The sequence below is a fragment of the Streptomyces sp. NPDC002018 genome (assembly GCF_042890865.1).
Taxonomy (GTDB): Bacteria; Actinomycetota; Actinomycetes; order Streptomycetales; family Streptomycetaceae; genus Streptomyces.
In genome coordinates, this window is sequence record NZ_JBIASO010000007.1 from 245386 (window position 1) to 271022 (window position 25637).

18 protein-coding genes are annotated in these 25637 nt (G+C 72.9%); 7 read left to right on the forward strand and 11 right to left on the reverse strand.

What is annotated here, in order from left to right:
* Window positions 1-115: 115 nt before the first annotated feature.
* The 10 genes from ACFYYH_RS14130 to ACFYYH_RS14175 all read right to left on the reverse strand — a co-directional run bounded on the left by ACFYYH_RS14130 (window position 116) and on the right by ACFYYH_RS14175 (window position 17188).
* Entirely contained in the window at window positions 116-2131 is a 2016-nt protein-coding gene (locus ACFYYH_RS14130; protein WP_388550129.1) for a TOMM precursor leader peptide-binding protein, read from the reverse strand.
* Window positions 2128-2883 (reverse strand): ABC transporter permease, encoded by a 756-nt coding sequence (locus tag ACFYYH_RS14135; protein WP_388550132.1) that lies wholly within the window; start codon window positions 2881-2883, stop codon window positions 2128-2130. The genes ACFYYH_RS14130 and ACFYYH_RS14135 overlap by 4 nt, the downstream gene beginning before the upstream one ends.
* On the reverse strand, window positions 2880-3905 hold the full coding sequence (locus ACFYYH_RS14140; protein ID WP_388550135.1) for an ABC transporter ATP-binding protein: 1026 nt from the start codon (window positions 3903-3905) through the stop codon (window positions 2880-2882). The genes ACFYYH_RS14135 and ACFYYH_RS14140 overlap by 4 nt, the downstream gene beginning before the upstream one ends.
* 29 nt (window positions 3906-3934) lie before the next feature.
* The gene (locus tag ACFYYH_RS14145) at window positions 3935-5191 is read right to left on the reverse strand and encodes a peptidase M50 (RefSeq protein WP_388550136.1); all 1257 of its coding nucleotides are present in this window, start codon (window positions 5189-5191) and stop codon (window positions 3935-3937) included.
* Entirely contained in the window at window positions 5188-6345 is a 1158-nt protein-coding gene (locus ACFYYH_RS14150; protein ID WP_388550139.1) for a lantibiotic dehydratase C-terminal domain-containing protein, read from the reverse strand. Before ACFYYH_RS14150 ends, ACFYYH_RS14145 begins: the two co-directional genes overlap by 4 nt.
* On the reverse strand, window positions 6333-9035 hold the full coding sequence (locus ACFYYH_RS14155) for a lantibiotic dehydratase (protein WP_388550453.1): 2703 nt from the start codon (window positions 9033-9035) through the stop codon (window positions 6333-6335). The genes ACFYYH_RS14150 and ACFYYH_RS14155 overlap by 13 nt, the downstream gene beginning before the upstream one ends.
* Before the next feature lie 178 nt (window positions 9036-9213).
* Window positions 9214-10926, reverse strand: coding sequence for a nitroreductase family protein (locus tag ACFYYH_RS14160; protein WP_388550141.1), 1713 nt, complete (start codon window positions 10924-10926; stop codon window positions 9214-9216).
* A gap of 29 nt (window positions 10927-10955) precedes the next feature.
* The gene (locus tag ACFYYH_RS14165) at window positions 10956-12962 is read right to left on the reverse strand and encodes a TOMM precursor leader peptide-binding protein (protein ID WP_388550144.1); all 2007 of its coding nucleotides are present in this window, start codon (window positions 12960-12962) and stop codon (window positions 10956-10958) included.
* Window positions 12952-15231, reverse strand: coding sequence for a TOMM precursor leader peptide-binding protein (locus ACFYYH_RS14170; protein ID WP_388550146.1), 2280 nt, complete (start codon window positions 15229-15231; stop codon window positions 12952-12954). Before ACFYYH_RS14170 ends, ACFYYH_RS14165 begins: the two co-directional genes overlap by 11 nt.
* A gap of 67 nt (window positions 15232-15298) precedes the next feature.
* Window positions 15299-17188, reverse strand: coding sequence for a BTAD domain-containing putative transcriptional regulator (locus tag ACFYYH_RS14175; RefSeq protein ID WP_388550149.1), 1890 nt, complete (start codon window positions 17186-17188; stop codon window positions 15299-15301).
* Between the two features lie 659 nt (window positions 17189-17847).
* Between ACFYYH_RS14175 and ACFYYH_RS14180 the strand changes: the two genes are divergently transcribed.
* The 7 genes from ACFYYH_RS14180 to ACFYYH_RS14210 all read left to right on the forward strand — a co-directional run bounded on the left by ACFYYH_RS14180 (window position 17848) and on the right by ACFYYH_RS14210 (window position 24866).
* Window positions 17848-18645, forward strand: a complete 798-nt coding sequence (locus ACFYYH_RS14180; RefSeq protein WP_388550151.1) for an HpcH/HpaI aldolase/citrate lyase family protein — start codon at window positions 17848-17850, stop codon at window positions 18643-18645.
* A gap of 244 nt (window positions 18646-18889) precedes the next feature.
* Window positions 18890-19342, forward strand: a complete 453-nt coding sequence (locus ACFYYH_RS14185; protein WP_388550153.1) for a lamin tail domain-containing protein — start codon at window positions 18890-18892, stop codon at window positions 19340-19342.
* A 97-nt stretch (window positions 19343-19439) separates the two neighbouring features.
* The gene (locus ACFYYH_RS14190) at window positions 19440-20135 is read left to right on the forward strand and encodes an NADPH-dependent F420 reductase (protein WP_388550155.1); all 696 of its coding nucleotides are present in this window, start codon (window positions 19440-19442) and stop codon (window positions 20133-20135) included.
* 169 nt (window positions 20136-20304) lie between these two features.
* Window positions 20305-21045 (forward strand): class I SAM-dependent methyltransferase, encoded by a 741-nt coding sequence (locus ACFYYH_RS14195; RefSeq protein WP_388550157.1) that lies wholly within the window; start codon window positions 20305-20307, stop codon window positions 21043-21045.
* Window positions 21042-22130: a pyridoxal-phosphate dependent enzyme gene (locus ACFYYH_RS14200; RefSeq protein WP_388550160.1), complete on the forward strand. Its 1089-nt coding sequence runs from the start codon at window positions 21042-21044 to the stop codon at window positions 22128-22130. The genes ACFYYH_RS14195 and ACFYYH_RS14200 overlap by 4 nt, the downstream gene beginning before the upstream one ends.
* Window positions 22127-23449 (forward strand): ATP-grasp domain-containing protein, encoded by a 1323-nt coding sequence (locus ACFYYH_RS14205; RefSeq protein ID WP_388550163.1) that lies wholly within the window; start codon window positions 22127-22129, stop codon window positions 23447-23449. The genes ACFYYH_RS14200 and ACFYYH_RS14205 overlap by 4 nt, the downstream gene beginning before the upstream one ends.
* A 211-nt stretch (window positions 23450-23660) precedes the next feature.
* Complete coding sequence (locus tag ACFYYH_RS14210) at window positions 23661-24866, forward strand: MFS transporter (protein ID WP_388550165.1); 1206 nt, start codon at window positions 23661-23663, stop codon at window positions 24864-24866.
* A 29-nt stretch (window positions 24867-24895) separates the two neighbouring features.
* Here the strand turns inward: ACFYYH_RS14210 and ACFYYH_RS14215 are convergent, their stop codons facing one another.
* A complete protein-coding gene (locus ACFYYH_RS14215; protein WP_388550167.1) occupies window positions 24896-25495 on the reverse strand; it encodes a sigma-70 family RNA polymerase sigma factor in 600 nt (199 codons plus the stop codon).
* Between the last annotated feature and the right edge of the window lie 142 nt (window positions 25496-25637).

Here is a 25637-nt window from a genome sequence, read left to right on the forward strand (position 1 = left end):
CGTCGTGGGACGGCGGTTCCGCCCGCCTCCCCACGGACAGGGCCTGTGCCTGTGCCCGCGCCTGCGCCTGCGCCTACGCCTACGCCTGTGCCTGTGCCTGTGCCTGTGCCTGTGCCTACGGGAAGGGGTGCGGCACCCTCCGGATCTCCGCGTCCGTCAGCTCGGTGGAGCGCAGTCCGCCCCGGTACGCGGCGGTCCGCAGCCTCGGCATCAGCGGGGCGCGCTGACGCGACCAGCCGAAGTCGATCGGCAGCAGGCCCGGGACGATCGTGGCGACGGTGCGCAGCCCGATGCGGTGCTGTTCGGGCGTGGTCTGGTCGACCACGATCACATCGTGCCCCGCCCGTACGAGGACGTCCCGGCAGTGCGTCACATCGTCGCGCAGATCGCCGGTACGGGGCCGGTCGCGCTCCTCCCAGGTGCGGTAGACCTCCGCCATCGGCCCGACGGCGGACGGTTCCCGGTAACCGCGGACATGCTCGGCCATCCTCGGCAGACCGTAGAGCTGGGCGTGGTCCTTCAGATGCAGGACCTTGGTGAAGTCCTCGGCCATGGCGTCCAGTTCGGGGCGCCGTTCCGCCACCTGACGGGGCAGGTGCGGGATATAGGTGAGCACCTCGGACAGCGCTCCCTCCAGCGCCGCCGCCGGATCGAGGCTCGCGCCCGCGCCGAAGGAGAAGGTGCCGGGCCCGCCGTCGCGCCGTACGGCCAGCCCGGTGACGACCGGTACGTCCAGGTCGATCCGGTTGTCGAAGGCGTGGACGTCATAGCCCTGGAGAGCCGCGCGGTCGATCATCGTGCGGACCGTGGGATCACCGACGGAGTCCAGATCGATCTCGGTGAGCGGGGTGTCGCCGTACCAGGCGACCAGGAAGGCGTCCCGCTCGATGAGTTCGAGCAGTCCGCCGAGCACCGCCTCCTCCAGACTGCCGCCGATGGCACAGCCGTTGGAGCACTCGAAGACGAAGTTGTCGGAGGAGAGACCGGCGCTGTAGTGGACGAGCCGGGCCGGCACGAGAAGGGGGCGCTCGTCGCGCAGTGAGTAGCCCCAGACCCACGGGATGGGCCGGTCGGGGTCGAAGGGGCTCACCATGGGATCGTCTCGGTAGGTCTCGGGCGCGTAGAAACCGCACTCGGCCGGGTCGAGAGCGGGCTGCCCGTCCCGGCGCAGCTCGTTGAAGGCTGCCGTGAGCAGGGTGGTTCCGGTGCGCCGATGGGTTCCCGCGTACCGTTCCAGGCCCTCCAGATACGCGAGATCACGGCTGGCATCGAAGCCGTTGGCCTGCCCGCTCCAGGTCACATCGGTCAGGCCCGCGTATCCGCGCATGAAGACGCTGCCCGCGACCGGGGCGGTGGTGGGCGAGGTGACATTGATCCAGGTGCCGGCGCCGAGCACCCCGGAGACCGGGTTGGCGAGCGCGGTGACCGGCATCGGATACGAGGAGGCGCGGCGCAGCCGGTACACGCCGGGGGAGGGCTTCGGCCGGCTGACGAGTCCCAGCCGCGCCTCGTCCCGGCTGTCGGTGCCGCGCGGTCCGCAGTGCGGACAGAGCGGATCGGCGAGCAGCGGAAAGGTCTGTACCGCGAGCGTGGCCAGGTCGAGCCGCGAGACCTGGGGCAGTCGGCGGTCGGCGTCCGCCCGCTCCGGCGGGAGGACGGAGTCCGAGAGGACGACCGCTCGGTAGAGGGCTTCCACGGCGTCGGTCGCGTACGGGGTCAGCCGGGGCCAGTGGCCGGTGGCGCGGGTACGGGCACCGGTCTCCAGGGCGTCCCGTTCGGTACGGGTGCGCAGCCGCTGCCACCGCATGGCCAGGCACTGGCCGCAGGCGGGGGCGTCGCCGTCGCCGCCCCAGGGGCCCACCAGGACCGTCCGCGCGGTGAGATGGACCGTGGCCCCGGGGCGTACCCCGGCGAACGGGTCGCCGTCACCGTGACCGAGGACGTCCGCGGCGCCGAGGGGCACCACCACGGGAGCGGCGGCCGGGGCGAGCCGTTCGGCGAGCGCGCGCCGGAGCCGCTCCCGTGCGGGCTCCAGCGGTATGCGGTCCCCGGCCGCCGTGGCGGGCGCGGATGGCACGAACGTCGCGGATGGCGTGGATGGGGCGGATGATGGGGTGCTCGGTGCCGTCATGTCGTATTGCTCCAGCGGAATGTCCTCAGCGCGATCGCGCCGAAGATGACGGTGAAGACGATCAGGCCCCCGCAGCCGAGCGCGATGTCGTCGAGTCCGCCCCGGCCGGAGAGCGCCGCGGACACCGCGTCGTTGAGATAGCGCAGCGGCAGCACCCGGGAGACGGCCTGGAGCCAGGACGGCATCATGTCGAGCGGGAGGAACGAACCGGACACGAAGGCCATCGGCACCATCAGGAAGTTGGCGATGGCGGCGACCGCCTCGGGAGTATCGGCGTAGGAGCCGATCACCACACCGATGGTGAGGAACGCGGTGATGCCGAGCACCAGCACGGGCAGGGCCAGCGGCCAGCGGGAGTCCAGCTCCAGTCCGAACAGCGGCAGCAGCGCCACCCCCACGAACACCACGGCCTGCACGGCGCCCACGGCGAGCGCGAGCACATAGCGGGAGGCCAGGACGGCGGGCAGCCGGGTCGGCGTCATCCTGATGAGCCGCAGCAGGTCGTCACGGCGCCACTGCATCAGGGTGAAGGCCACCCCGAAGACGGCGGCGTTGGCCACCCCCCAGGACATGACGCCCGGGGCGATGTAGGAGATGTAGGGACGGCCGGTCTCCTCCACCTCCTGGCCGCGGAAGATCAGTCCGAAGACGACCAGGAAGAGGAGGGGGAAGGCGAAGGTGAAGAAGAGGGTGGCCTTGTCCCGGACCTGTGCCCGGAAACCCGCCCCTGTCAGTGCCGCGTACGCGCTCATCCCTGCCGCTCCGTGTCGTTGGTGCCGGTGGCGCCGTGGACGCCGGTGGTGCCGTCGGTCCCGTGGGCGCTCTCCGCGACCGCGGCCGGGGTGCCGGTGAGTTCGAGATAGACGTCCTCCAGCGTCGCGGTCCTGGTCTGGACGCCGTCCAGACCAGTGAGCGCGTCGACGGCCTGGAGCACCTTGCCGGACACGGCGGTCTCCAGGACGAGCGAGCCGCCCTGCACCGTGACCCGGTCGACTCCGGCAATGGCGGCCGCGTCCCGCTCCGTCATCCGCTCGACGGGAATCATCAGCCGGGTCGGTACATCGGCGGCGGCCACGAGATGGTGCGGGGAGTCCAGGGCGACGACGGAACCGGAGACGAGGATCGCCACCCGGTCGCAGAGCGCCTCGGCCTCGTCGAGATGGTGGGTGGTGTAGACGATGGTGCGGCCTTGGCTCTTGAGGTCGCGCAGCACCTTCCACAGATCGCGGCGGGCCTGCGGGTCCAGCGCGGCGGTGGGTTCGTCCAGGAAGATCAGCTCGGGTCCGTGGACCAGCGCGGAGGCGATGGCGAGGCGCTGGCGCTGGCCGCCGGAGAGGTTCTCGACCAGCACATCGCGCTGTTCGGCCAGCCCGACCGAGCCGAGGGTACGGTCGGCGTCCTCGCGCCCGGCCCCGTAGAGGGCGGCCACCGTACGGAGGTGTTCACGCGCCGTCTGGCGTACGAAGAAAGCGGAGGACTGGGTCTGTACACCGAGCCTCGGCAGCAGCCCCACATTTCTCGGCCAGGGCGGTTCGCCGAGCACCGTGACGGTCCCGGAGTCCGCCTGGCGCAGCCCCTCCATGATCTCGACGAGGGTGGTCTTCCCCGCGCCGTTGGGGCCGAGGAGCCCGAAGAACTCCCCCCGGCGCACCTGGAGTGACACCCCGTCGACGGCCTGGCGGTCGCCGTATCGCTTGCGGATGGCATCGACGACGATCGCCGCGTCCGCGGCTGCCTCGTCCGGCACGGACGCCATGGTCCTGGCCTCGCTCATGTGGTTCTGCGCCCCTCGGGGGTTGTGGGTCAGTGAACTAGGTGGAAGTAGAGGCCTGTTGCCAGGGCTGCCAGTATCAGGACGACGAGTACGGCCGACCCCAGCGCATAGCCGAGGTAGAGGGTGCGGGCCCGGCGCGGGTAGCCGGCCGCGGCCTCGCGGTCGCCGAAGCGCAGCCGCAGATACCGCCCGCTCTCCGGTGCGAGACGGGAGACGCGCAGCGCGTGGCCGAGCATCGTGTAGCCGTCGAGTGGGGGCAGCGGCAGCAGATTGACCAGGGCCTGGGCGCTGCCGAGCAGCAGCAGGCCGGAGAGGACCCGGCGGGTCGGGTCCCCCTCGGGCAGCGCGGCCCACCAGGCCAGGAACGGCAGCAGGAACAGCAGATTGGCGAAGGCACCCGCGCCCGCCACCGCGAACTGATGCCAACGGGTGCGCAGATAGCGGTAGTTGTCGACGGTGCAGTACATGACGGCCATGGGCAGCCGCCAGCGTAGTCCGATCTCGCTGACGGTGCCCCCGTAATGGCGGGCGCCGACTCCGTGGGCGAGTTCGTGCAGCGCCGTGCTGAACCAGAGCAGGGTGAAGACCGCGACCAGCGCGACGGGCTGGTGGAACAGCCACCAGGTGTCGTCGGCCAGTTCGGGCAGGGCGGTGGCGAGCAGTACCTCCATCGCCACCAGGAGGCCGGTCAGCGGGAGCAGCACCGGGGCGCGCAGCGCGGGGCGCAGCAGCCGGTGGAGCCGGCCCGTGGTGGCGTGCGCGTCGGCCACCAGCCGCAGGGTGCCGCGCAGCAGGGTGCCGTGGAGGGGTCCGGCCGCCGGGGCCCGGTCCGTGGCCGGCCTCGGGGGTGCCCCGGCCAGCAGGCCCCGGGTGCCGAGCAGTCCGAGGAGCCGCTTCCAGTGCGGCTCGGAGAGGCGTTTGCCGAAGGCGTCGGCGTACTCCTCCCCGATCTCCCCGAGACTGCGGACGCCGTCGAGCCGGGAGATCAGGAAGTGCTCCTTCACCCCCACCTCGAAGGCCGCGCCGCCGTCCGGGTCCTTGATCAGATGTACGGTGGCCGGGCCGTGCAGCAGGGCGGGGCTGAGCAGGATGCCGGGACGCAGCGCCGGGCGGTGGGAGAGGAACGCACCGGACCCGGAAACGGCACCGGAACCCGAGGCGGCACCGGCCCCGGACCCGGCCCCCGACCCGGCGCCGGAGGCGGACCCGGCCGGTCCGACGTGCCCGGCGGAGGCGGTCGTGCCGACGGGTCCCGTCCCGGCGGAGCCGGCGGGTGAGCCGCTCATGGGATCGCCGCCGGGGCGGGGGCTCCTGTGGTGTCCTCGCGCAGCACCCGGCCCAGCACGTGCGACAGATACGCCTCGTCGCGGATCGTCACATGCAGCCGGTTGTTGGTCATATGCATATACGGGGAGAGCAGCAGGGGCAGCGCCACGGCGGGGTCGCCGACCCTCTCGTCGCGCGTACCGTCCCAGGAGCGGAACACCAGCTCGCCCCGGACGGCCAGTTCCTCGGCGCGGGAGCGGAGTTCGAGGCAGTGTTCGGCCCAGCCGCGCAGGAAGGCGGGCAGCCGGCCCAGCTCCCCGGTGCGGACGGCCCGCCGGATCGTCTCGAAGCGGCGGCCGAGACCGGGGGCCATCTCCGCGTAGTTCTTGTCGTACTCCTTCGAACCGATGAAGCCGGTGCCGGGGAACGCCTTGTGCCAGAACTCGTAGTAGCGGTCGAGATAGGCGCCGAGTTCACCGCGTTCGGGCAGGAAGCAGCCCGCCATGACCATCATGAGCTGGGCCGAGGTGCCGAGCAGCACGGTCCGCAGATGCAGATTCATGGTGCGGAAGGCGTCCATGACCAGTTCGCTGGAGTGCGCGAAGTGCCATTCGGCCAGCTCGACACCGGCCGGGCCGCCGTACTTGCCGTATTCGGGCTCATAGGGCTCGTACGTGTAGGAGTTGTTGGGCCGCAGGTTCATCCGGCCGTCCGTGTCCATGAACGCGCCGCGGTCGCCCTCCGGGAACTCGATCTCGAAGAGGGTGTTGTAGAACTCGTTGAGGAAGCCGGAGTCCACCTCGTAGAGGGCGGGCCTGGCCCGGAGGAAGGCGCTGACGGCCTCCTCGGCGCGGCGGCGGACCTCGGCGGTGGCGACGGCGCCGGCGGGCTTGAGCCGCAGTCGCACATGCGGCCCCTCCAGCCAGTAGTTGATGAAGAAGTGGCCGGCGAGCAGTCCGTCGGCGGTCAGCTCCGCCACCAGCGGGCGAACGCAGTTCACCAGCAGGGGCTGCGGGTTGGCCGCGTAGAAGATGTGGAGGGCCTGCCAGTCGCCCGCACCGGAGGCGGTCGTGGCAGGGCTCACGGCGGAAGCGGCGGCGAGGTCCGGGCCGGCCGCGGAGGCCGGGGCGGGAGCGGCGGAGGCCGGGGCGGGAGCGGGGGTCAGCTCTGACATGTCGGTGCGCCCTCTGTGCGTCGGGTCGAGGTGAAGGTCTCCACGGCCAGCTCGGCGACATGGCTGCCGCGCGCGGACCGGACATGCAGTCCGTCCTCGGAGGGGAGCATCTCCCGCAGCACGACCCGGTCGTCGGGGTGCGTCGGCAGCGCTTCGAGGGCGGTGAGGGAGAGGAAGCTCCGGAAGTCCACGTACTGGGGCTTGGCGCCCGCGCCGCCCCGGGGCCCGCCGGAGACGGTGGCGAAGACCTGGTCGGGCAGCCGGTGCGCCCGCCGCCAGCGCTGCCAGTCGAGGAACCACTCCTGGTCGCCGGTGCCGGGACGGCGCGACGGCAGCGATCCCGCCGTGGTGGTCCAGCTCCGGCGGCTGAGGACGACTTCGCCGTGCAGCACACGCGGGCGTGAGGTGACACCGTCCACGGCCTCGCCCTCGGGGACGCCGCCCCACACATCGAGCGGTGCCATCGAGGTCGGGGACATCAGCAGCAGGGTGCGGGGGATCTCGGGCAGGGCGAGCGGCACCAGATAGCCGAGATACACAGGAAGGACCTCACGGCCGAGCCGGGCGGAGCGCAGGACCAGACGGTCGGTGGCCTCGTCGTGCTCGACGGAGAGATCGTCGAGGTGGATACGCCGGTCCTCGGGGACGGTGCTCGACTCGCCGGGGCAGACGATCTCGTAGTCGGTGAGCGGGCTGTGCAGATTGAGATTGCTGGTGACCGCGCCGCCGGTGATCTCGGCGAGCACCGCTCCGTCGGGGGTGACGGCGGCGGCGGTGGCGCGCAGCTCCCGGGAGAAGGCCTCCGCCTCGCCGGACGGGCCCGGGGTGTCGTAGACATGGGTGAACCGGCTGAAGGGGAAGGAGAGTCCGCCGTAGGAGCGGTTGAGCACGACCAGCGGGACACCGTCCTCGCGGGCGAGCTGGAGATGGTGCGACTGGGGTACGAAGTCGCCCGCGACCGGGGCGAGTTCGTCCGCCACCGGGGCGAGGTCCGCCTCCCCGAGCCGGATCTCGGCCGCGTCGCCGCGCGCCTCCCAGGCCCGCCGCATCCGGCCGATGAACACCTCGCGCGCCGCGTCGACGGCACGGATCCCGGGCAGGCCGAGCCAGTTCTCCTCCGGTACGTACGCGCCCCGGTCGTCGAACGGCCGCCGCTTGCCGGCGAAGGAGAGGTACTGGTCGAAGAAGTCCTCGTGGAAGTCGTGGACGAGGCCCAGCAGATCGTCGCACCGTCCGCCGCGCCCGTACCGGGCCAGAAAGAACCCCTTGAAGGTGACGCGCTGAGGGAGCGTCAGGTCGAAGGCGGGCAGGATCCGTTCGACGGAGCGCAGCGCCCCGCCGGCCGGTCCGGTCCACGCGCCCAGACCGCAGCGCACCTCGCGGCCCGCGCTGACGTCCTCGTACAGCAGGGTCTGCGGCAGTGTGGCCTCGCCGTCGCTCAGCAGGGCCTGGGCCGCACGCAGTCCGGCGCGCAGCTCGCGCAGCAGTTCCGCCCGTTCCGTGCGGCCGGCCGAGGGGTAACGGCCGATGACGGAGGCGGGGCCTTCGAGGGCCGCGGCGAGAGCGTCGGCCCAGGGATGTCCGAGTCCGCCGAGCGCGGCGCGGAAGGCGCGCAGCGGGTCCGGGCTGTGGACATCGGTGTCCAGACACGGCACCCGCACCATGCCGAGCTGGAGGAGCGCCGCCACATAGGTCTCGCACATCTCGGGCTCGGCGCCGTGCTCGGCGCGGAGCCACTCCACGAGATCGCGGTAGCGCAGTTCCTCGCCGGTGTCGAAGAGGGCGAGCAGCCGGTCCAGGGTGCCGCTGCGGCGCAGGAAGAACAGCCGGTCCTTGACGGCGTCGAAGGTGACCGCGGCGGAGTCGTCGCCCGCGGTGACCCACTGGCGTACATAACGGATCCGGTCGTCGTCGCGCTCCCAGCCGGAGGCCGGCCGTACGGGCAGATCGCCCCGCCGGGCCGGGTCGGCGAGGATCAGTTCGGCGAACCGGCCCAGCACGACGACATTGAGCCGCACATGGCTCGACCACTCCTCGTCGACCTGGACGGCGGCATCGTCGCCGTCGTCGTCGAAGAGGCCGGTGGCGACACCGGTGAAGGTGCTGAACGGGCTGGTCTTGCAGGCCGTCCGGTAGAGGTACGCCAGTACGGAGCGCTCGATCTTCCGCATCCGCCTGTCGTGCGGCGCGCCGGAGGCGGCCTTGGCGGCATAGGCGTCGAGCTGCCCCTCCAGGGTCGGGGAGGCGAGAAGGAGCCCGCGGCGCAGCCGGTCCTCGGTGAGCAGACCGCGCAGCGCGGCACGGGTCCGGCCGAGATCGGCGGCGAGCAGCGGTGCCCCCTCGCTCCGCAGTTTCTCCAGCTGCCGGCGGTCCTTGATCCACTCCGCGGTCGGTTCCGCGGCGCGCGGGTCGAGTGCGGCGACCAGGCGTACGGCGGCCTCCGGGGCCGCGGGCAGCCGGTTGTTGAAGATCTGGCGGCGCAGTGCGAGCAGTTCACGGCGGTGCGCCCCGCCCTCCCCGTCGGGGGAGACATCGGTGGTCCGTACCACCTCGTGGAGCAGATCGCTGAGTTCGGCGCCACGGGCGCGCAGCCGTTCCTCGGCCGCGAGGACGTCGTCGGCCCAGCGGCCGCTGTCCTCGCAGCGCAGCGCGTGCACGGACTCGACGGGGAGTCCGGCGACGCGCAGCATGAAGCGCCGGCCCGGCCGCCAGTCGGTCTCCGTCGTGGCGGTCTCCGTCGTGGCGGTCTCCGTCGTGGCGGTCTCCGTCGTGGCGGGCGCGGCGGGCGCACGCGCCGGTGCCCCGGCGTCCGTGCCGGTGGTGGTGTTCGTACTCGTGCCCGGTGTCATGGCAGTCCCCCGTCCCGGGTCAGGCGATCTCGTAGCGGAAGTCGGCGGGCCGCGCGCGCTCGTTGCCGAGCAGCATGATGAGCAGCGGATCCTCACCCGTGCGCTCCAGGCCGAGTTCCTCGATGTAGGAGATGTTGTCGAAGCCGAGCGCGACGCCCGCGCCGAGTCCGAGGGCCGACGCCGCCGTGTAGAAGGTCTGGGCGACGGCCCCGACCGTGCCGTTGACCAGCCGGTAGCCGCGGTCTCCCACGGCGTCGAGGACGGCGGTGGTCCGGACGGCGGGGACGAGTACGGCGCCCGCCTGCTCCAGGTTGTAGTTGGAGAGGAAGTAGTTGCGCTGGAGGAAGGGTCCCGGCGCTCCGGGCACCACCAGACGCAGCTCATGGGCGGCGGGATCGTAGGCGTACGCGCCGGGCTCGACGCCCTCGACATGGTTGACGAAGGCGTAGAGCGTGACGAGCCCCGGGGTGACCGGCCGCTCCCGTGCCGCGCTGTCGGCGGGGACGTCGGGCACGGCAGGCACGGCAGGCACGGTGGCGGACAGGGCAGGCACGGCGGGCCGTTCGGCGTCGCTGCCGAGCGAGGCGGCGGCGCAGGCGACGAGGGTCGCGGCCAACTGCGCGGTGGTCAGGGGCGTACCGGCGTCGAAGCGGCCGAAGCTGCTCCGGCGTGCGCGCAGCGCCGTACGGACACTCACCGGGGGCAGTGCGGGGGCCGGCAGCGCCACGGTCACACCGGTGCCGGCGGGCGGGGCGGTGGCGGCCGGGGCCAGCGCGCCCGGGGCGGGGCGCGCGGTGGCGGCCTCCGTGGTCGCGGTGTGGATCCGCTGGAGGGTCTCGAAGCGCAGGACCCTGCGGGAGCGTTCGGAGTCGGTGTGCCGGACGGCGGGCGGCGCGGACAGCGCGGGGGCGGTGGGTACGGCGCCCTCCCAGTTCAGCGGGACGACGGCGAAGACGCCCTCCTCCTGGTTGTCCACTCCGAGCACATCGCTGAGCCTGTGCTCGTCGAACCACAGCGCCGGTTCGACCTTCAGCCCGCGCGCGCGGGCCCAGATCCGCCAGGTCTGGAGGATCGCGCCGAGGTCCATGCTGACGGCGTGGAAGGAGAAGCTGTTGTACTTGAAGGCGTTCTGCCAGTACTTGACGCCCAGGACCAGGAACTGGTCATGGGCCCCTCCCGGCGCGGGCCCGCCGAGCGCCGCGCGTACCTCTCCGGTGACATCACCGGCGAGCAGACGCTGCATGGCGTGGTGCGGAGCGGAGTAGTAGTGGACACCGGGCGGCTGCGGTCCGCCGGGGCCGGAGATCCAGTAGACGCTGACCGGGTAGAGACCGCCCCCGGAGGCCGTGCCGCGCGACCAGTTGGCCTGGGTGTAGTGGGGCAGGGCCGCCAGATCGGTATTGGTCTGGACACCGAGCCGGCGTCCGGTGAGCCCGTAGGAGTCCCGCAGCATCCCGGACAGCGAGTCCAGGGTGAACCGCCGGTCCCCGGACGCTCCTCCGGGCCGCCCGGCGTGGTGGCCGGGCGCGAGCGGGTCCCCGCCGGGCAGACAGCCCGCCGCGACGGTCGCCGTCGCGGGGAAGTCCGTGTCCGGCAGCGGGAACGCCTCGACTCCGGGGTAGTACTTCGCCTTCCGGGGCCGGTCCGCCCAGTCGGGGACGAAATCGGCGGGCTCCATCGGGATCCGGCCGCGCTGCATGATCGCTGCCGCGTACTCATGGGCGTAGCCCACGGAACGCTCCTCTCTGCTGGACGGTCGGTTCACGGGAAGGGGTGGGGTGCCGGATTGAGGTCCTCCGGCGTCAGGTCGCGCTCGCGCAGTCCCGCCGCGCGCAGGGCGGTCCGCAGCCGGGGCATGGTGCGGGCCCGCTGCCGGGACCAGCCGAAGTCGATCGGCAGCAGTCCGGGGACGAGCACACTGACGGTGTGCAGTCCCAGCGCGCGCTGTTCGGGCATGGTCTGGTCCACGACGACCACGTCGAAACCGGCCGCGGTCACCGCGTCGACACAGCGGCGCAGATCGTCCCGGAGGTCCGGGGAGGCGGGTGCGCCGGACGGGCCGGGCCAGCGGAGATCGGCCACCGCGCGCGGGGGTTCCGGCGCGCCCCGCCGTGCCGGGCCGCGCTCGTCCAGGAGGAAGGCCGCGTGCTCGCCCATCTCCGGTATGCCGTAGACCAGCGGATGGTCGTGCAGGGCCGTCACCCGGTCGAAGTCCTCGGCCATGGCGCGCAGTCGGGGCTCGTCGCGCTCGGTGCGGCCCTGGAGGTTCACCGCGTCGGTGGCGATCTCGCAGAGCGCCGAGTCGAGGGCGGACTCGGGGTCGAGTCCGGCGCCCGCGCCGAAGCACATCCGGCCGGGGCCGCCGTCGAAGCGTTCCGCGACGGCGGTGACCACCGGCACGGGGAAGGTGATCCTGGTGTCGAAGAACCGTGCCCGGTAGCCGTACATCGCGAGGCGGTCGACCATGTGCCGGGTCGACGCCCGGGTGCTGGTGGCCGGGTCGATCTCGGGCAGCGGCTGCCGCCCGTACCAGGCCAGCAGGAAGGCGTCGCGCTCGATGACCTCCATCAGGCCGAAGTAGACGGCCTCCTCCAGACAGCCCCCGGAGGCGCAGCCGTTGGAGCTCTCCTGGACGAATCTGTTCTCCAGACCGGGCGCGTGGTAGTACGTCAGCACCTCGGGCACCAGTCGCGGCTTGTCGTCGCGCAGGGAGTGGCCCCACACCCAGGGGATCTCGCGGTCGGGGGCGAACGGCCGGACATGCGGGTTGTCCCGGTAGAACTCCGGTGCGTACAGGCCGACTTCACGGGGGTCGACGGCATCGGCGCCGAACTCGTCCAGGGTGCCCACGACGCTGGTGACCCGGGAGCGCGCCCGCATGCCGGCATAGCGCTCCATGCCTTCGAGCACGCCGATCCGGTTGCTGCGGCCGAACGAGTCGGCGTGGCCGCCCCAGAACGTCTCCCGCAGATACTCCCCGGAGCGCATCGAGAAGCAGCCGATGGTCGCCGAGGTGGAGGTCGAGGAGACGTCATGGACCACCGAGGGGCCGAGCGCGCCGCACACCGGATTGGCGAACGCGGCCACATCGATGGCGTACGACTCGATGGGGCGCAGCCGGAACGTGCCCGCCCGGTGCTTGGGCGCGGGCCGCAGGGTGATGCGGGCGTCCTCGGCGGTGTCGGCCCGGGGTGTGGCGCAGCGCGGACACTCCGGGTCCGGGACGAGCGGGTAGTGCCGGACGGTGAGGGTACGCAGGTCCACGAGCCGGATCCCGGGGAACGGCCCGTCGGACACGGGGGCGTCGGACACGGGGGGCCGCTCGCACAGCGCCGTGAGGAGCGCGGCGAGGGCGTCCGCCGCGAACGGGGTGGCGTAGGGCCACTCCCCCGCCGCCCTGGTCTCGCCGCCCAGTTCGAGGGCGTCGCGGAGCGCCACCGACCGTACGGCCTGCCAGCGGCGGGCCAGACAGCGCGAGCAGGGCGCCCCGGAGGCGCCGCCGGCGCCCGGCAGCGGTCCGACGACGGCGTGGCCGCCGTACAGATGCACCGGGATCCCGGGCTCCGGGGGAACCGGGCCGGCGGCCTCCTCGGGGGCGAACGCGTCGTCGGCGCCCAGGGCGGTGAGGACCGCCCCGGGTCCGCCGAGCCGCTCCAGGGCGCGTCCCAGCAGCTCCGTGAGGCGCGGGCCCGCGGCACCTCCCGGGTCCGCGGGCCCGGCGGGGCGTGCGGGGCGTGCGTTGCGTGCGGCGAGGGCACTAGACGCCACGAGGTGCCTCCGCGGTGAGAAGCACCCGGGCGGTGCTGATCCCGGCGGCGGCCAGATCGGCGGAGCCGGTGGACACCACCAGGGCGTCGCGGCCGGCCGCCCGGAGCCGGCCGAGGACCCCGGACCAGGAGACGGCGTCCCGGTCCGCGGCGGCGGGCAGGCCGTCGGCGTCGGCCGCGTCGAGGGTCGTCGCGTCGAGGTCGCGCAGCAGCGGGTCCCCGGTGTCGAACGGCGCGGCGGAGTCGTCACGGCCGAGCTGCACCGTACCGAGCAGGTCGCGGACGGCGGCGACGGCGGCGCCGCGCCAGCCGGTCCCGGCGCCGACGGCCCAGCCGCCCGCTCCCCGGGCGAGCAGCACATGGGCGCCGGAGCGGTCGCTCTCCCCCAGGTCGAGCAGTTCCAGTTCGATGTCGAGGACGGCGGCGGAGCGGATGAGGAAGGTGAGTTCGGCGTCCGCGTCCGGCCCTTCGCCGAGGGTCTTGAGCGGTACCCGGCCCACCGGTGCGCCGCGCAGCGCGCGGGTCAGCGCGTCATGGGCCAGGGCGGAGAGGAGCCCGTCGGCCGCCGCGTCCGCCGCCGAGGCTCCCGCGCCGGTCCCGGCCCGGGTCGGCTCGAACAGCCGGTCCGCGTTGTGGGGGCCGAGGGTCCGCACCGCGGCGGCCGGCACGAGGAGCCGCTCCCCGCTCAGCAGGGAGGTGGCACGGGTCCACGCGGTCACCGGCAGGCCGGTGGCCGCGGACGGGCCCGCCGTCGTCAGCGCGCCGGACTCCACGGCGCGCAGCTCCGCGCGGAGCGTCGCGAGCCGGCCGCCGGTCAGTATGTCCGCGGTGCGGACGACATGCTCGGCGTACACCCCGGCCGCGGCGTTCAGCGCCCGCAGCCGGGCTCCGGCGACATGGTGCACATCGAAGGCGGCGACACGGCGCGAGAGACCGTGGCCCGTACCGAACTCGACGACGGTGGCCTTGAGGGGGATCTGGGTGAGGGGCTCGTCCGCGAACCGGGTGAAGACCCCGGCCCGTGGCCGGACCAGCACCGAGCGCCGGTTCAGCTCCTCCACCAGGGCGTCGGCGTCCCGGGCCGTGGCGGCCGTCGGCATGGGCGGTGTGCCGCTCCCGGCCGTGGCGAGGTCGACGGCCGCCGCCGGGACGCCACGTCCCTCGGTGCCCGATCCGGCGCCGCCCTCCGCTGCCGTGGTGGTGTCGGCGCAGAAGGGGCAACGGGGGTGCGGCAGCAGGGGTTCGGCGGACACGTCGAGGGACTTCATGTCCTGGACGACCAGTTGGTCCGCGGTCTCGGCGGGCAGCGCGCCGGTGGTGATCCGGAAGATCTCGTAGCCGAGCAGATTGCCGGTCATGGCGGCCAGCGGGCGGCTCGGGAGGTCACCGGCCGGATCGGTGCCCGGCAGCGCCAGCGCGTTCCAGATGTCGGCGGCGGCAGCGGCCTCGCCGTGGGAGCCGATACGCAGGACGGCGCACGCCCAGCAGCTCGTGGCCCCGGGCGTCATCAGCGGTCCGACGACGCAGTGGTGGCCGTAGGACCAGGCCGGCAGCAGGGTACGGCCCTCGGGGACACCCGCGCGCAGCAGCGGGAACAGCCGCCGGGGCGCGGCCGGTCCGCCGGTGACCACGACGATGTCGTACGCGTCGAGGTCCGGCCAGTCCAGGGGCCGGCGGGGGTCGTCCGCGCGGAGGTCGAGCAGGGTCACCGGGCAGCCGTCGTCCGCGGCCTCCCGCGCCTCGGCCTCGACGATCTCCCTCGACTCGCCGTCCAGTCCGGGCTGGAGGCCGATGGTGGCGCAGCCGTTGCGGATCAGGCTGAGCACACACCAGCGGGCGACGAGGTCGTCACCGAGGACGGCCACCCGGGCGGTGGTGAAGCGCCGGAACCTGGCCTCCGCGTCGTCGGAGTAGTGGTCGACATAGGCGATCTGCGGGGCGTAGCGGCGGGCCACGTCGGGCGGTGTGTCCACCGCCTCGGTCCCGTCCCGCGGCACGGCGCGGGCGAAGTCCCGTTCGTACAGGCTCTTCACCAGCTCTCCGACCATGGCGCGCTGCCGGTCGCCGAGGCCCTGGCAGATGTCGGCGACCGAGTGTTCCCCGGTGAGGTGGGGGACGATCAGTGTGGCGAAGCGGTAGGCGGACCTGGCGGTGAGCTGGAACCCGCCGTCGGCGTTGTGGAACAGCACTCCGTCCGCCGTCTCGGTGAACAGCACATCCCGGCGGATACGCGGACAGGTCGTGGCGACGGCTTCGTAGGTTGAGCCCATGTCAATGACACCCCTGGATACGTGGACAAGGTGGCCGGATCGTTCGAGGTCGGACGGGCTTCGCCCGTCAGTGGGGCGCGGTGGCCGTCTGGTTCCGGTTCCATTCGCGCGCCTGCCGACGCGCGTAGATTTTCAGCAGCAGATGGATGCGGTAGGGGCCGGGAGGCCCTTCTTCGAGCAGTCCGGCGTCAGCGAGGCGCTCCAGCGCCTCCTCCGCCTCCGCGGAGTCACCGAGCACTCCGGAGGAGAGCAACAGCCCGTCCTGGTCGCCGAGTTGCCGGAAGGCCTGCTGCCAGCGCGGCTCCAGCCGGTGCAGGGCGCCGCCGAAGACATGCGGTACGGACATGCCCGGGTCGTCGGCGAGGGAGAGCCTGGCCGGGAGGTCCTCGGCCAGCCAGGCCACACAGTCCTCGATCCGCAGCCCCGGGCGGGTGAGCAGCCGGGCGGCGGCGATCCGCAGGCTGAGCGGGAAGTGGCCGCAGACACGGGCCAGTTCACGGGCGGCGGCGGGCTCCGCGTGCACCCGGGCGGCGCCGATGGTGGCGGCCAGCAGCTCCTGGGACTCCTCGGGGTCCAGGGTGGAGAGCCGGTGGACACTCCCGCCGTGGGTGGCCATGAGTCCGGCCAGACCGCGTCTGCTGGTGACGATCACCGCGCCGCCGGCCGCCGCGGGGAGCAGCGGGCGCACCTGGTCGGCGATGGTGACATCGTCGAGGACGATCAGGGTCCGGCCGCCGGCGGCGCCGGGCGCTGGCAGGTCCGCTTTCGCCTCGGCCGGGGTGACGGACGATCCGTCGGGCCGGGTCATGGTGAGGACGAACACGCCACCGGGGAAGCTGTGCTGGCAGTCGTGGGCGCTCTGGAGCGCCAGTGCCGTCTTGCCGATGCCGGGGGCGCCGGAGAGGACCACGACGGTGGCGCCGCCCGGGGAGACCGAACCGCTCCGGGCCCCCGGGACAGCGGAGTCTCCCGGCGCTTCCGGGGCTCCCGGGGCTCCCGGGGCTCCCGGGGCTCCCGAGGTGAGGCTCGTGGTGATCGCCGCCCGCTCGGCGGCCCGGCCGGTGAAGGACGGCACGGGCGGTACGGGCAGCGGGACCGGCGCGGGAGGTGCGGTGACGGCGACCGGGGCGGCGGCGAGTGCCGGGCGCTCGGTCGCGGCCGCGAGGGCCATCGGCGTACCGCCGGGGAGGGACACCGTCCGGTCGACGGCCGCGGGACCGAGGTCGTCCCCCCGGAGGATGGCCAGTTCGAGCCGCTGGAGTCCCGGGCCGGGATCGATGCCCAGCTCCTCCTTCATCCTGCCCTTCACGGCGCGGTACTCGCTGAGGGCCTCCGACTGCCGGCCGGTGCGGTAGAGCGCTTCGATGAGCTGTTCGGAGAAACGCTCGCGCCCGGGATGTCTGCGCGCCGCCTCCCACACGTCGACCAGTACCTGGCGACATCGGCCCAGGGCGAGCTCGATGTCACAGGCCCGTTCGAGCGCGCGCAGCCGCTCCTCGGTGAGACCCGGCACCTCGTCGCGGTGGAGCATCGGGGACGGCACATTCGCCAGCAGAGGCCCCTGCCACAGGGTGAGCGCCTCCTTCAGCCGGTACAGCTCGCCCTCCGCGTCCCCCGAACCGTCCGCCGCCCGCACCAGGGTGCGGAAGCGCACCAGATCGAGCGTGTCGGCGTCGGCGTTCATGCGGTAGCCACCGGGCACCGCCTCGATGGCATTGCCCGTGACGCCGTATTTGGCGAACAGGCGGCGCAGCCGCAGGACACAGCTCTGGAGCGCGGCCCTGGCGGTGGCCGGCTGGTCCTCGTCCCACAGCGCGCGCAGCAGATAACCGGTCGAAACGACGGATCCGGGATGAATGAGCAAGGCTGCCAGTAAGCTGGCCGGTTTGGACGGTTTGAGAACAACAGCGTCCTGCCCCTCGGCAATGCTCAAGGGGCCCAAAAGCTGAAAACGCACGCGACTCCCGCCCCCCGAATCAACGCTCGGGTCCGCGACGCGCGAAAGTGCCGAAGATTGGGCACATCACGTCGCCGGGACATCGCCGGACGGAAATGTTCCGCATTCTTCTTTGGTACAGACCTCTGCCAGGCCCCACTGTTTTCCATCTCCCCGTAACAGCGCGATACGCCCAACCACCTGGGTATTCGCTCCACGACGATCTTTACAGGAACGCAGCAGGCAGCCAGATGTCTTTAACCGTGCTTTGCCGACAGATGAATAGAGTGCCGGGGTGGGTCCTGTCGGGTTTCGAAAATGCCGGCACCAAGAACTTGTTGGGCATCCTAGTAAGTCGCCCAGGGAAAGTCGACCCTTCCCCGGATTCGCATTCCGCGACTGCGGAACCGGTAACCGGAAAGGCGCTCGAATGGGCGTGAATGGACCGGCCCGTGACGGGCTGCGCCGCTCGCACCGCTCTGCCCGAAGTTGACCGTAACCGTAAGAGCCGCCGGGTCGGCCCGCCGTCCCCGCCGTCCCTCCGCCAGGCCGCCGCCCCCTGCCGCCCCCTGCCGCGCCGCGCCGCTCCGCCGCCCGCCGGGTCGCGCCGCCTGCCGAGCCGCGGCCCCCGCCGCTACGCTACGGCGCCGCCCCTCCCCCACCGTCCCGAAGGAGCCCTCATGCCCCACGACCAGTCCCGTACGCCCGCCGCCTTCGCCACCGCCCTGCGCGCCCGTGAACGGCTCATCGGCTACTGGTCCGTGCTCGACTCGCCCGTCTCCACCGAACGGATCGCGCGTCTCGGCTACGACTACGTGGCCCTGGACGCCCAGCACGGTCTGCTCGCCCACTCCGGGGTGCTCGCCTCCCTCACCGCCATCGACACCAAGGGGAGCACCGCCGTCGGACTGGTGCGGGTCGAGGCCAATGACGCGGGGCCGATCGGCCGTGCGCTCGACGCGGGGGCGGCCGGTGTCATCGTGCCGCTGGTCGACACGGCCCAGGACGCGGCCGACGCGGTGGCGGCGGTCCGGTATCCGCCGCTGGGACACCGCTCGTACGGTCCCGTGCGCTCCGCCCTGCGGATCGGGCCCGACCCGGCGGACGCGCACGCGCAGACGGTCGTCCTGGCGATGATCGAGACCGCGGACGGTCTGGCGCAGGTCGCGGAGATCTGTGCCACCGAGGGCCTCGACGGCATCTATGTCGGCCCCTCCGACCTGCGCCTCGGCATCGGTGGTGCCACCACGAGGGATCCGGCGGTCCAGGAGCGGTTCGAGGCGGCGCTCGTGACGATCCGGGAGGCGGCGGCCGCCGCGGGTGTCGCGGCGGGCATCCACACCGCGGACGGCGCGAGCGCGGCCAGGCGTCTGGCCGAGGGCTTCACCTTCGCCACCGTCTCCAGCGATCTGGTCCATCTGGAACAGGCCGCGGGCCACCATCTCGCTGCCGCCCGCGGTGACGGGGAGACACGGTGACGGGGAGACACACTGAGCACGGCCGCCGCCTCACCGCCGGCTCCCGGGACGTCCTCAACCGCGCCGGACGGACCGGGAGTTGACGTAGCTGTGAGGTGGCGGAGACCTGAGCCAGCGGAGACGTGAGCGTACTTCTGATCTGATTTACCGGAAAGCAGTGTTTCAGTGGCACGCGCTGCGTAATGTCGGGTTCCTCGCGCCGCCCTGTCGAGCGGCGCCCTCCCTGAACAGGACGTATTCCTTCATGCCCCGTGCCCGCACAGCCGGCGCCACCGCCCTCGCGGCGGCTGCCGCCACCCTGATGATGTTCCCCGGACAGGCGCAGGCCGCCGGTTCCGTACACATAGCGAAGATCTGGTACGACTCCCCCGGCTCGGACAAGCGGTCCAACGCGAGCCTCAACGGCGAGTGGGTACAGATCAAGAACAGCACCACCAAGCCGGTGAGCCTCAAGGGCTGGAAGCTGACCGACGCCTCCCGGCACGCCTACACGTTCAAGGCGTTCACCCTCAAGGCCGGGAAGACCGTCACGGTCAGGACGGGCAAGGGCACCAACACGGGCACGACGGTGTTCCAGCAGCGCGCCGCCTACGTCTGGAACAACGACAAGGACAAGGCCACCCTGACCCGGTCCTCGGGCGCGGTGCACGACACCTGCTCGTACAACTCCACGCGCTCCGACTACAAGAACTGCTGACGGTCCCGCCGCCGGGCGCTGAGCGGGCGCCTGCTCCGTACGGGGCACGGACACCGCGGCGGGGAATACCGCCGCGGTGTCCTCGGCTGGCACCCCCATGAGCACTCTTGGACTGATCGGCAGTGGACACATCGGTGGCACCCTGGCGCGGCTCGCCGTCGCCGCGGGGATCGACGTGGTCCTCAGCAACTCCCGGGGCCCGCAGACCCTGGCCGGCCTGGTGGACGAACTGGGTCCGCGGGCACGGGCCGCGACTCCCTCCGAGGCGGCGGAGGCCGGTGACTGGGTGGTGGTCAGCGTCCCGCTGAAGCACTACCGCCAGGTGCCGGTGGCGCCCCTGGCGGGAAAGGTGGTCCTCGACACGAACAACTACTACCCCGACCGCGACGGGCGGATCCCCGAGCTGGACGCGGAGAAGACCACCACCAGCGGTCTGCTCCAGGAACACCTTCCGGAGTCGAAGGTCGTCAAGGTGTTCAACAACATCTTCTACAAGCATCTCGCCTCGCTGGCACGGCCCACGGGCGCGCCCGACCGCTCGGCCCTGCCGATCGCGGGTGACGACCCGGAGGCGAAGGCCTCCGCCACGCGGCTGATCGACCTCCTCGGCTACGACGTCGTGGACGCGGGGCCGCTCGCGGAGAGCTGGCGCTTCGAGCGTGACGCCCCGGTCTACGGCCTGCCGTACGGGCTGGATCTGCGGGATCACGGCACTTCCCTCGATGTCCCCGCGGTGAGCGCGGACGGGGAGACGATCCGTACGGCCCTGGCCGCGGCCAGGCGCGAGGGCTGACCCGGCAGTGACCCCGGCGGTGACCCGGCGGCCGCCCTCGCCGCCGGGCACGTCGGCTGCGTCCCGGATTTCCCGGGAACCAGCCGTGGACACCGGCCGACTACTGACAAGGAAGCGGGTGACCGGGCCGGGATCAGGGCCGTCGAGGCTCAGAAAGAGGGCAGCACGGTTGAAGTGGTACGAGGACGACTCCCTCTGGTCCGACTTCGCACCCACGATGTTCTCGGCCGCGCGCGGCCAGGAGGTCGCGGACATCGTGGCGGATTCGCCGCTGCTGGACCTCCCGCCCGGCTCCCGGGTGCTGGACCTCTGTTGCGGCCCCGGGCTCTTCCTGGTGCCGCTGGCGCGGCGCGGACACACCGTCACCGGGGTCGATCTCAGCGCGGCCATGCTGGAGCGGGCGCGGACGGCGTGTGCGGCGGCCGGTGCGCAGGCGCGGCTGGTCAGGGCGGACATGCTGGAGTACGTCGAGCCCGGCTCGTTCGACACCGTGCTCAATGTCTTCACGTCCTTCGGCTACTTCGACGATCCGGACGACAATCTGCGGGTCCTGCGCAACGCGCGTGAGTCCCTCGTACCCGGCGGCCGGCTCCTGGTGGATGTGATGGGCAAGGAGGTCCTGGCCGGCTGGATCGGCCGGCCGCAGGCGGTCGACCTCCCCGACGGTTCGTATGTGGTCCAGCGCGACACCGTCCTCGACAGCTGGCGCCGGCTGCGGACCGACTGGACGCTGGTGCGCGGCTCCACCGCGCGTACGGCGTCGATCACCTCCTTCCTCTACAGCGCCGCCGAACTGCACGATCTCTTCGTGGCGGCCGGGTTCACGGACGTCGAGTGCTTCGGGGGTTTCGACGGCTCCGGCTACGACCAGCGCTCGCGCCGGCTGATCGTACGGGGGACCCGGAAATGACCCGGACACCCGTACACGAGCACATCACCGACGCGATCAAGGCCCCCGATCTGATCCGGCTCGGCGGCGATGTCGTCCTCGCCCGCTTCGAGACGATGAAGGTGTACGCGGCGCTCGGCGCGGTCCGTACGCTGCTGCGGCGCGGCCGTATCGTCCCCGGCCAGACCCTGATAGACAGTTCGAGCGGTATCTACGCGCTGGCGCTGGCCATGGCCTGTCACCGGTACGGGCTGCGCTGTCACATCGTGGCGTCCACGACCGTCGACGCCGTGATGCGTGCCCAGTTGGAGGTCCTGGGCGCCACGGTCGACCAGATGCCCCCGTCGGAGAGCCTCCGGCTCGACCAGGAGCGGCGGGTGCGGCATGTGCGTGAACTCCTCGCCCGCAGGCCGGACTTCCACTGGATGCGGCAGTACCACGACGCCGTGCACTACGCGGGGTACCGGGAGTTCGCGGCACTGGTCTCCGAGGCGCTGCCCGACGGTCCGCTGACGGTGGTCGGCGCCGTCGGCACGGGCGCGTCGACGGGCGGACTGGTGCGGGCGCTGCGCGGGTCGGGGCGGGCGGTGCGGCTGGTGGGCATCCAGCCGTTCGGGAGTGTCACCTTCGGCAGCGAGCGGTTCAGCGACCCGGAGGCGATCATCGCGGGCATCGGGAGTTCCATCCCCTTCGAGAACGTCCGGCACGAGCTGTACGACACGCTGCACTGGGTGGACTTCCGGCACGCGATGGCGGGCGCGGTCGGTCTGCTCCGTGAACACGCCGTGTTCGCGGGGCTGTCCACGGGGGCCGCCCATCTGGTCGCGGGCTGGGAGGCGGACCGCGAACCCGGGCGCCAGCATCTTGTCATCGGCGCGGACACCGGACACCGGTACGCGGAGCGGGTGTTCGCCCGGCACGCCGAGGCACTGGACCGACGCGCCCTGCGGCCGCACCGGATCCACACCCTCGACGAGCTGCGTCCGCCGTGGTCGGTGATGGAGTGGGAGCGCCGCTCCCACAAGGAGCCGGCCGTGGACGGCATCGGACCGGAGGACGGCTCGGGCGCATGGCCGGAGCCGATGGCGCAGGGGGAGCCCTCATGACGATCGCCGCACTGGAGTCGCTGTCCTTCGGACTGGCCCGGATGGCCGCCGCGGCGGCCGGCGCGGGTCACCGGCTGACCCTGCTGACCGGTGACCGGACCGTCTACCGGCATGAGCTGGACACACTGCCGGACGGCGCGCTCACCGTGGTGGACGTGGACACCTTCGACCGGACGGCGACCCGGCGCGCGCTCGCGGACCTGCCCGGTCTGGCCGGTCTCATCAACACGACGGACACCTGGAGCGTCCCGGCCGCGGATCTGGCGGCCGAGTTCGGACTGCCGGGCCCCGATCCGGCCGCGGTGCGGGTGCTGCGCGACAAGGCGCGTGTGCGCGGGCTGCTGCACCGCGCGGGACTGAGCAGGGGCCCCGCCGTGCCGGTCCTTTCGGAGAAGGACCCGGCGGCCGGCCCGTACCCCGCCGGGGAGCACGCCCGGTACACCGACACCGACACCGACACCGATACGGACACCGACACCGCCGCCGACGAGGCCGCGGCCGAGGTGCTCCGTACGATCGGGCTGCCGGCCGTCCTCAAGGACTCCGCGGGCACCTCGTCCCGGGACGTCTGGGTGGTCAGGGACGAGGAGGCGCTGCGCGCCGCGCTCGCCGAGGCCGGCCGGCGCTCCTTCGCCGGGGAACTGTTCGCGGAACCCTTCCTGGCCGGTCCGCTCTACAGCGCGGAGACCCTGAGCTGGGCCGGGGAGACCCGGCTGCTGGGGGTGCTCAGCCGGCAGACCTCGCGGGAGCACGCCGTACGGGAGGAGGCCGCCGCCTTCCCGGTCGCGCTGCCGCACGGGGAGTCGGCCGGGATCGAGGAGTGGGTGGGCCGCGTGCTGCGTACGGCAGGGCACACCAGCGGTTTCGCCCATGTGGAGTTCATCCTCACCGCCGGGGGCCCCGAGCTGGTCGAGATCAACCGGAGGATCGGCGGGGCCCTGGTCGGTGAGGTGCTGTGCCGGTCCCTGGGGACGAATGTGTACGACGCCATGATCGACACCGCGCTCGGACGCCGTCCCCGGCTGATGGACTCGGCGCTCGAACACACCGGTCCCGCCTGTGGATTCGTGCTGGTCTACCCGGACGGGCCCGGTGAACTGGCGGGCTGGCGGGGGCTCGACGGGCTCGGGGCCTACCCCGGCGCGGTGGCCTGGTACCCGGTGCGGGCGCCCGGCGACACGATAGGCACCGTGGCCGACCAGCGCGGCTGCACGGGGATGGTCCTGGCGGAGGCGGCCACCGCGGAGCTGGCGCTGCACCGGGCGGCGAGCGCCGCGGCGGCCGTGCGTCCCGTCCTCGTGGCCGACGGTGGGCGGTGAGCGCGAGGGCGGCGGAGGGGAACGTACCGGGGCCCGGCCCCGATCCCGGCCCTGGGCCTGGGCTCGGGGGCGGGGGCGGGGGCAGGGGCAGGAATGGGGGCAGAGACGCGGCTTCCCCGGGCTGAGGCGTCCTCGGGGCGGCCGGCGGCCGACCGGACCGCAGTCGTTCCTGCTGGCCTGCTCGTTCCTGATCACCCTGGGCAGTTTCGCCGTGCTGCCGTACATGTCGGTGCTGCTCCATCAGCGGCTGGGGCTCGGCCTCGGCACGGTCGGGGCGGTGCTCGCCGTCGCCTCGCTGGTGCAGTTCTCCGGCGGGGTGGTGGGCGCGGCGCTGGCGCGCCGGATCGGGCTGCGGGCGACGATGCTGGTCGCGCTGGGGGTCCGCACGGCGGGGTTCGCGGCGTTCCTGCCGGGGCTCGGCAGCCCGGCGGTCGCCGTCGGCGCGCTGTTCCTGGTCTCGTGCGGCGCGGCGCTCTATCTGCCCGCGAACAAGGCGTATCTGGTGGAGGGCGCGAAGGACACGGACCGGCCCCGGCTGCTGTCGGCGAGCGGTTCCGCGTTCAACGCGGGGATCGCGCTCGGGCCACCGGCCGCCGCGCCGTTCGTCCTGACCTCGCCGACCGCGCTGTTCGCCGGGGTGACGCTGCTGTTCGCCGCCGTCGGTCTCGGACACGCGCTCCTGCCGTCGGCGCCACGGGCACCGCTGCCGCGGCCCGCCCCGCCGTCCCCGCCCTCTCTGCCGTCCCCGCCGGTCACGCCCGACGCCCCGGCTCCGGCTCCGGCTCCGGCCGCGGACGGTCGCGCGCGTCCCGGCCGTGAGGCGCTGCCCTTCACCGTCACCCTCCTGAGCGTGTACGTCTTCATGTTCTTCCAGCACTATCTGGCGCTCTACGCCGTCCCCCGCACCTCGGCCTCGTTCTACGGCGCGGTGCTGATGGGGTACGCGTGTCTGCTCGTGGTCGCGCAGCCCCTGCTGTCGGAGTGGATCGCGGCGCTCGCCTACCGCACCGCGATCCGGCTGGGCTTCGGTGCGATGGCGGCGGGCACGGCGGTCATCGCCGCCGGCGGGTACGCGGGCATCGGCGCGGGGGCGGCGCTGATCTGTCTGGGCGAGATCGTCCTCTTCCTGAAGAACGATCTGGAGGCGCTGGCCCGGTCGTCCGCCGACCCGGCCACGGTCTTCGGCCGTCAGCGGCTGGCCGCCGGGATCGGCGCGTTCGCCAGCGGAGTGGCCGGCGGTCAGCTCTACGGGGCCGCGGAGAGCGCGGGGATGGTCCCCGGCTTCTGGCTCGCGGTGTCGCTCCAGTGCCTGGTCCTGCCGGCTCTGCCGTTCCTGACGGCCGGCCGGGTACGGTCCGGCCCTGCGGGGCCGGCCGGTCCCGCGTACCGACCGCCGGGGCGCCGCCGGAACCCATGAACGGGTCCCGGCGCGCCGGTACACACGGCTTACGGGAGGACGGCCCCGGCGGGCTGCCACACGGAGGTCAGATCACGTCGGGCGCGCGCGACCCGGGAGCGGACCGTACCGACAGGACAGCCCGCGGCGCCGGCGGCCTCCGCGTAGGACAGTCCCAGTAACTGGGTCAGTACGAAGGCCTCCCGCCGTGACGGGTCCATCGCCTCCAGGGCGTCGAACACCGCGACGGTCTCGTCGAAGCCGGGCAGATGGCGCGGCTGCGCGCGCTCGGCCGCCGTCTGCCAGTCGGTGGTGTCGGCGACCCGGGGCCGGGCGGCGGCGTTGCGGTAGCGGTCGATGACCACGCGCCGCGCGATCGACAGCAGCCAGGTGCGGGCACAGGACCGGCCCGCGAACGTGGCCAGGCTGCTCAGGGCCCGCAGATAGGTCTCCTGGGCCAGGTCGTCGGCGCCGGGCACGTCGGCGCTGAGATGCGCGACGAACCGTCGCACGTCGTCATAGGTCGCACGGACGAAGTGCTCGGCCGCCTCGCGGTCTCCCGCGCCGGCGGCCAGCGCCCACGCGGTGATCTCCCGGTCGCGCCGACCGGATCTGACGGAGTGTGGGTGTGCTGGGGGAGCAGGGAACATCGCACCGGGTCCTTCACGTCCTCGGCGCCGCGCCGGGCAGACAGGGCGGCGCCATCGGTGGCCGGTCTCCGCGCCGAGGCGACGGTTCACCGGCATGCCTGTGAACAGGCACGCGTGCGTGCCTGGGAGACCCTCGGCCGCG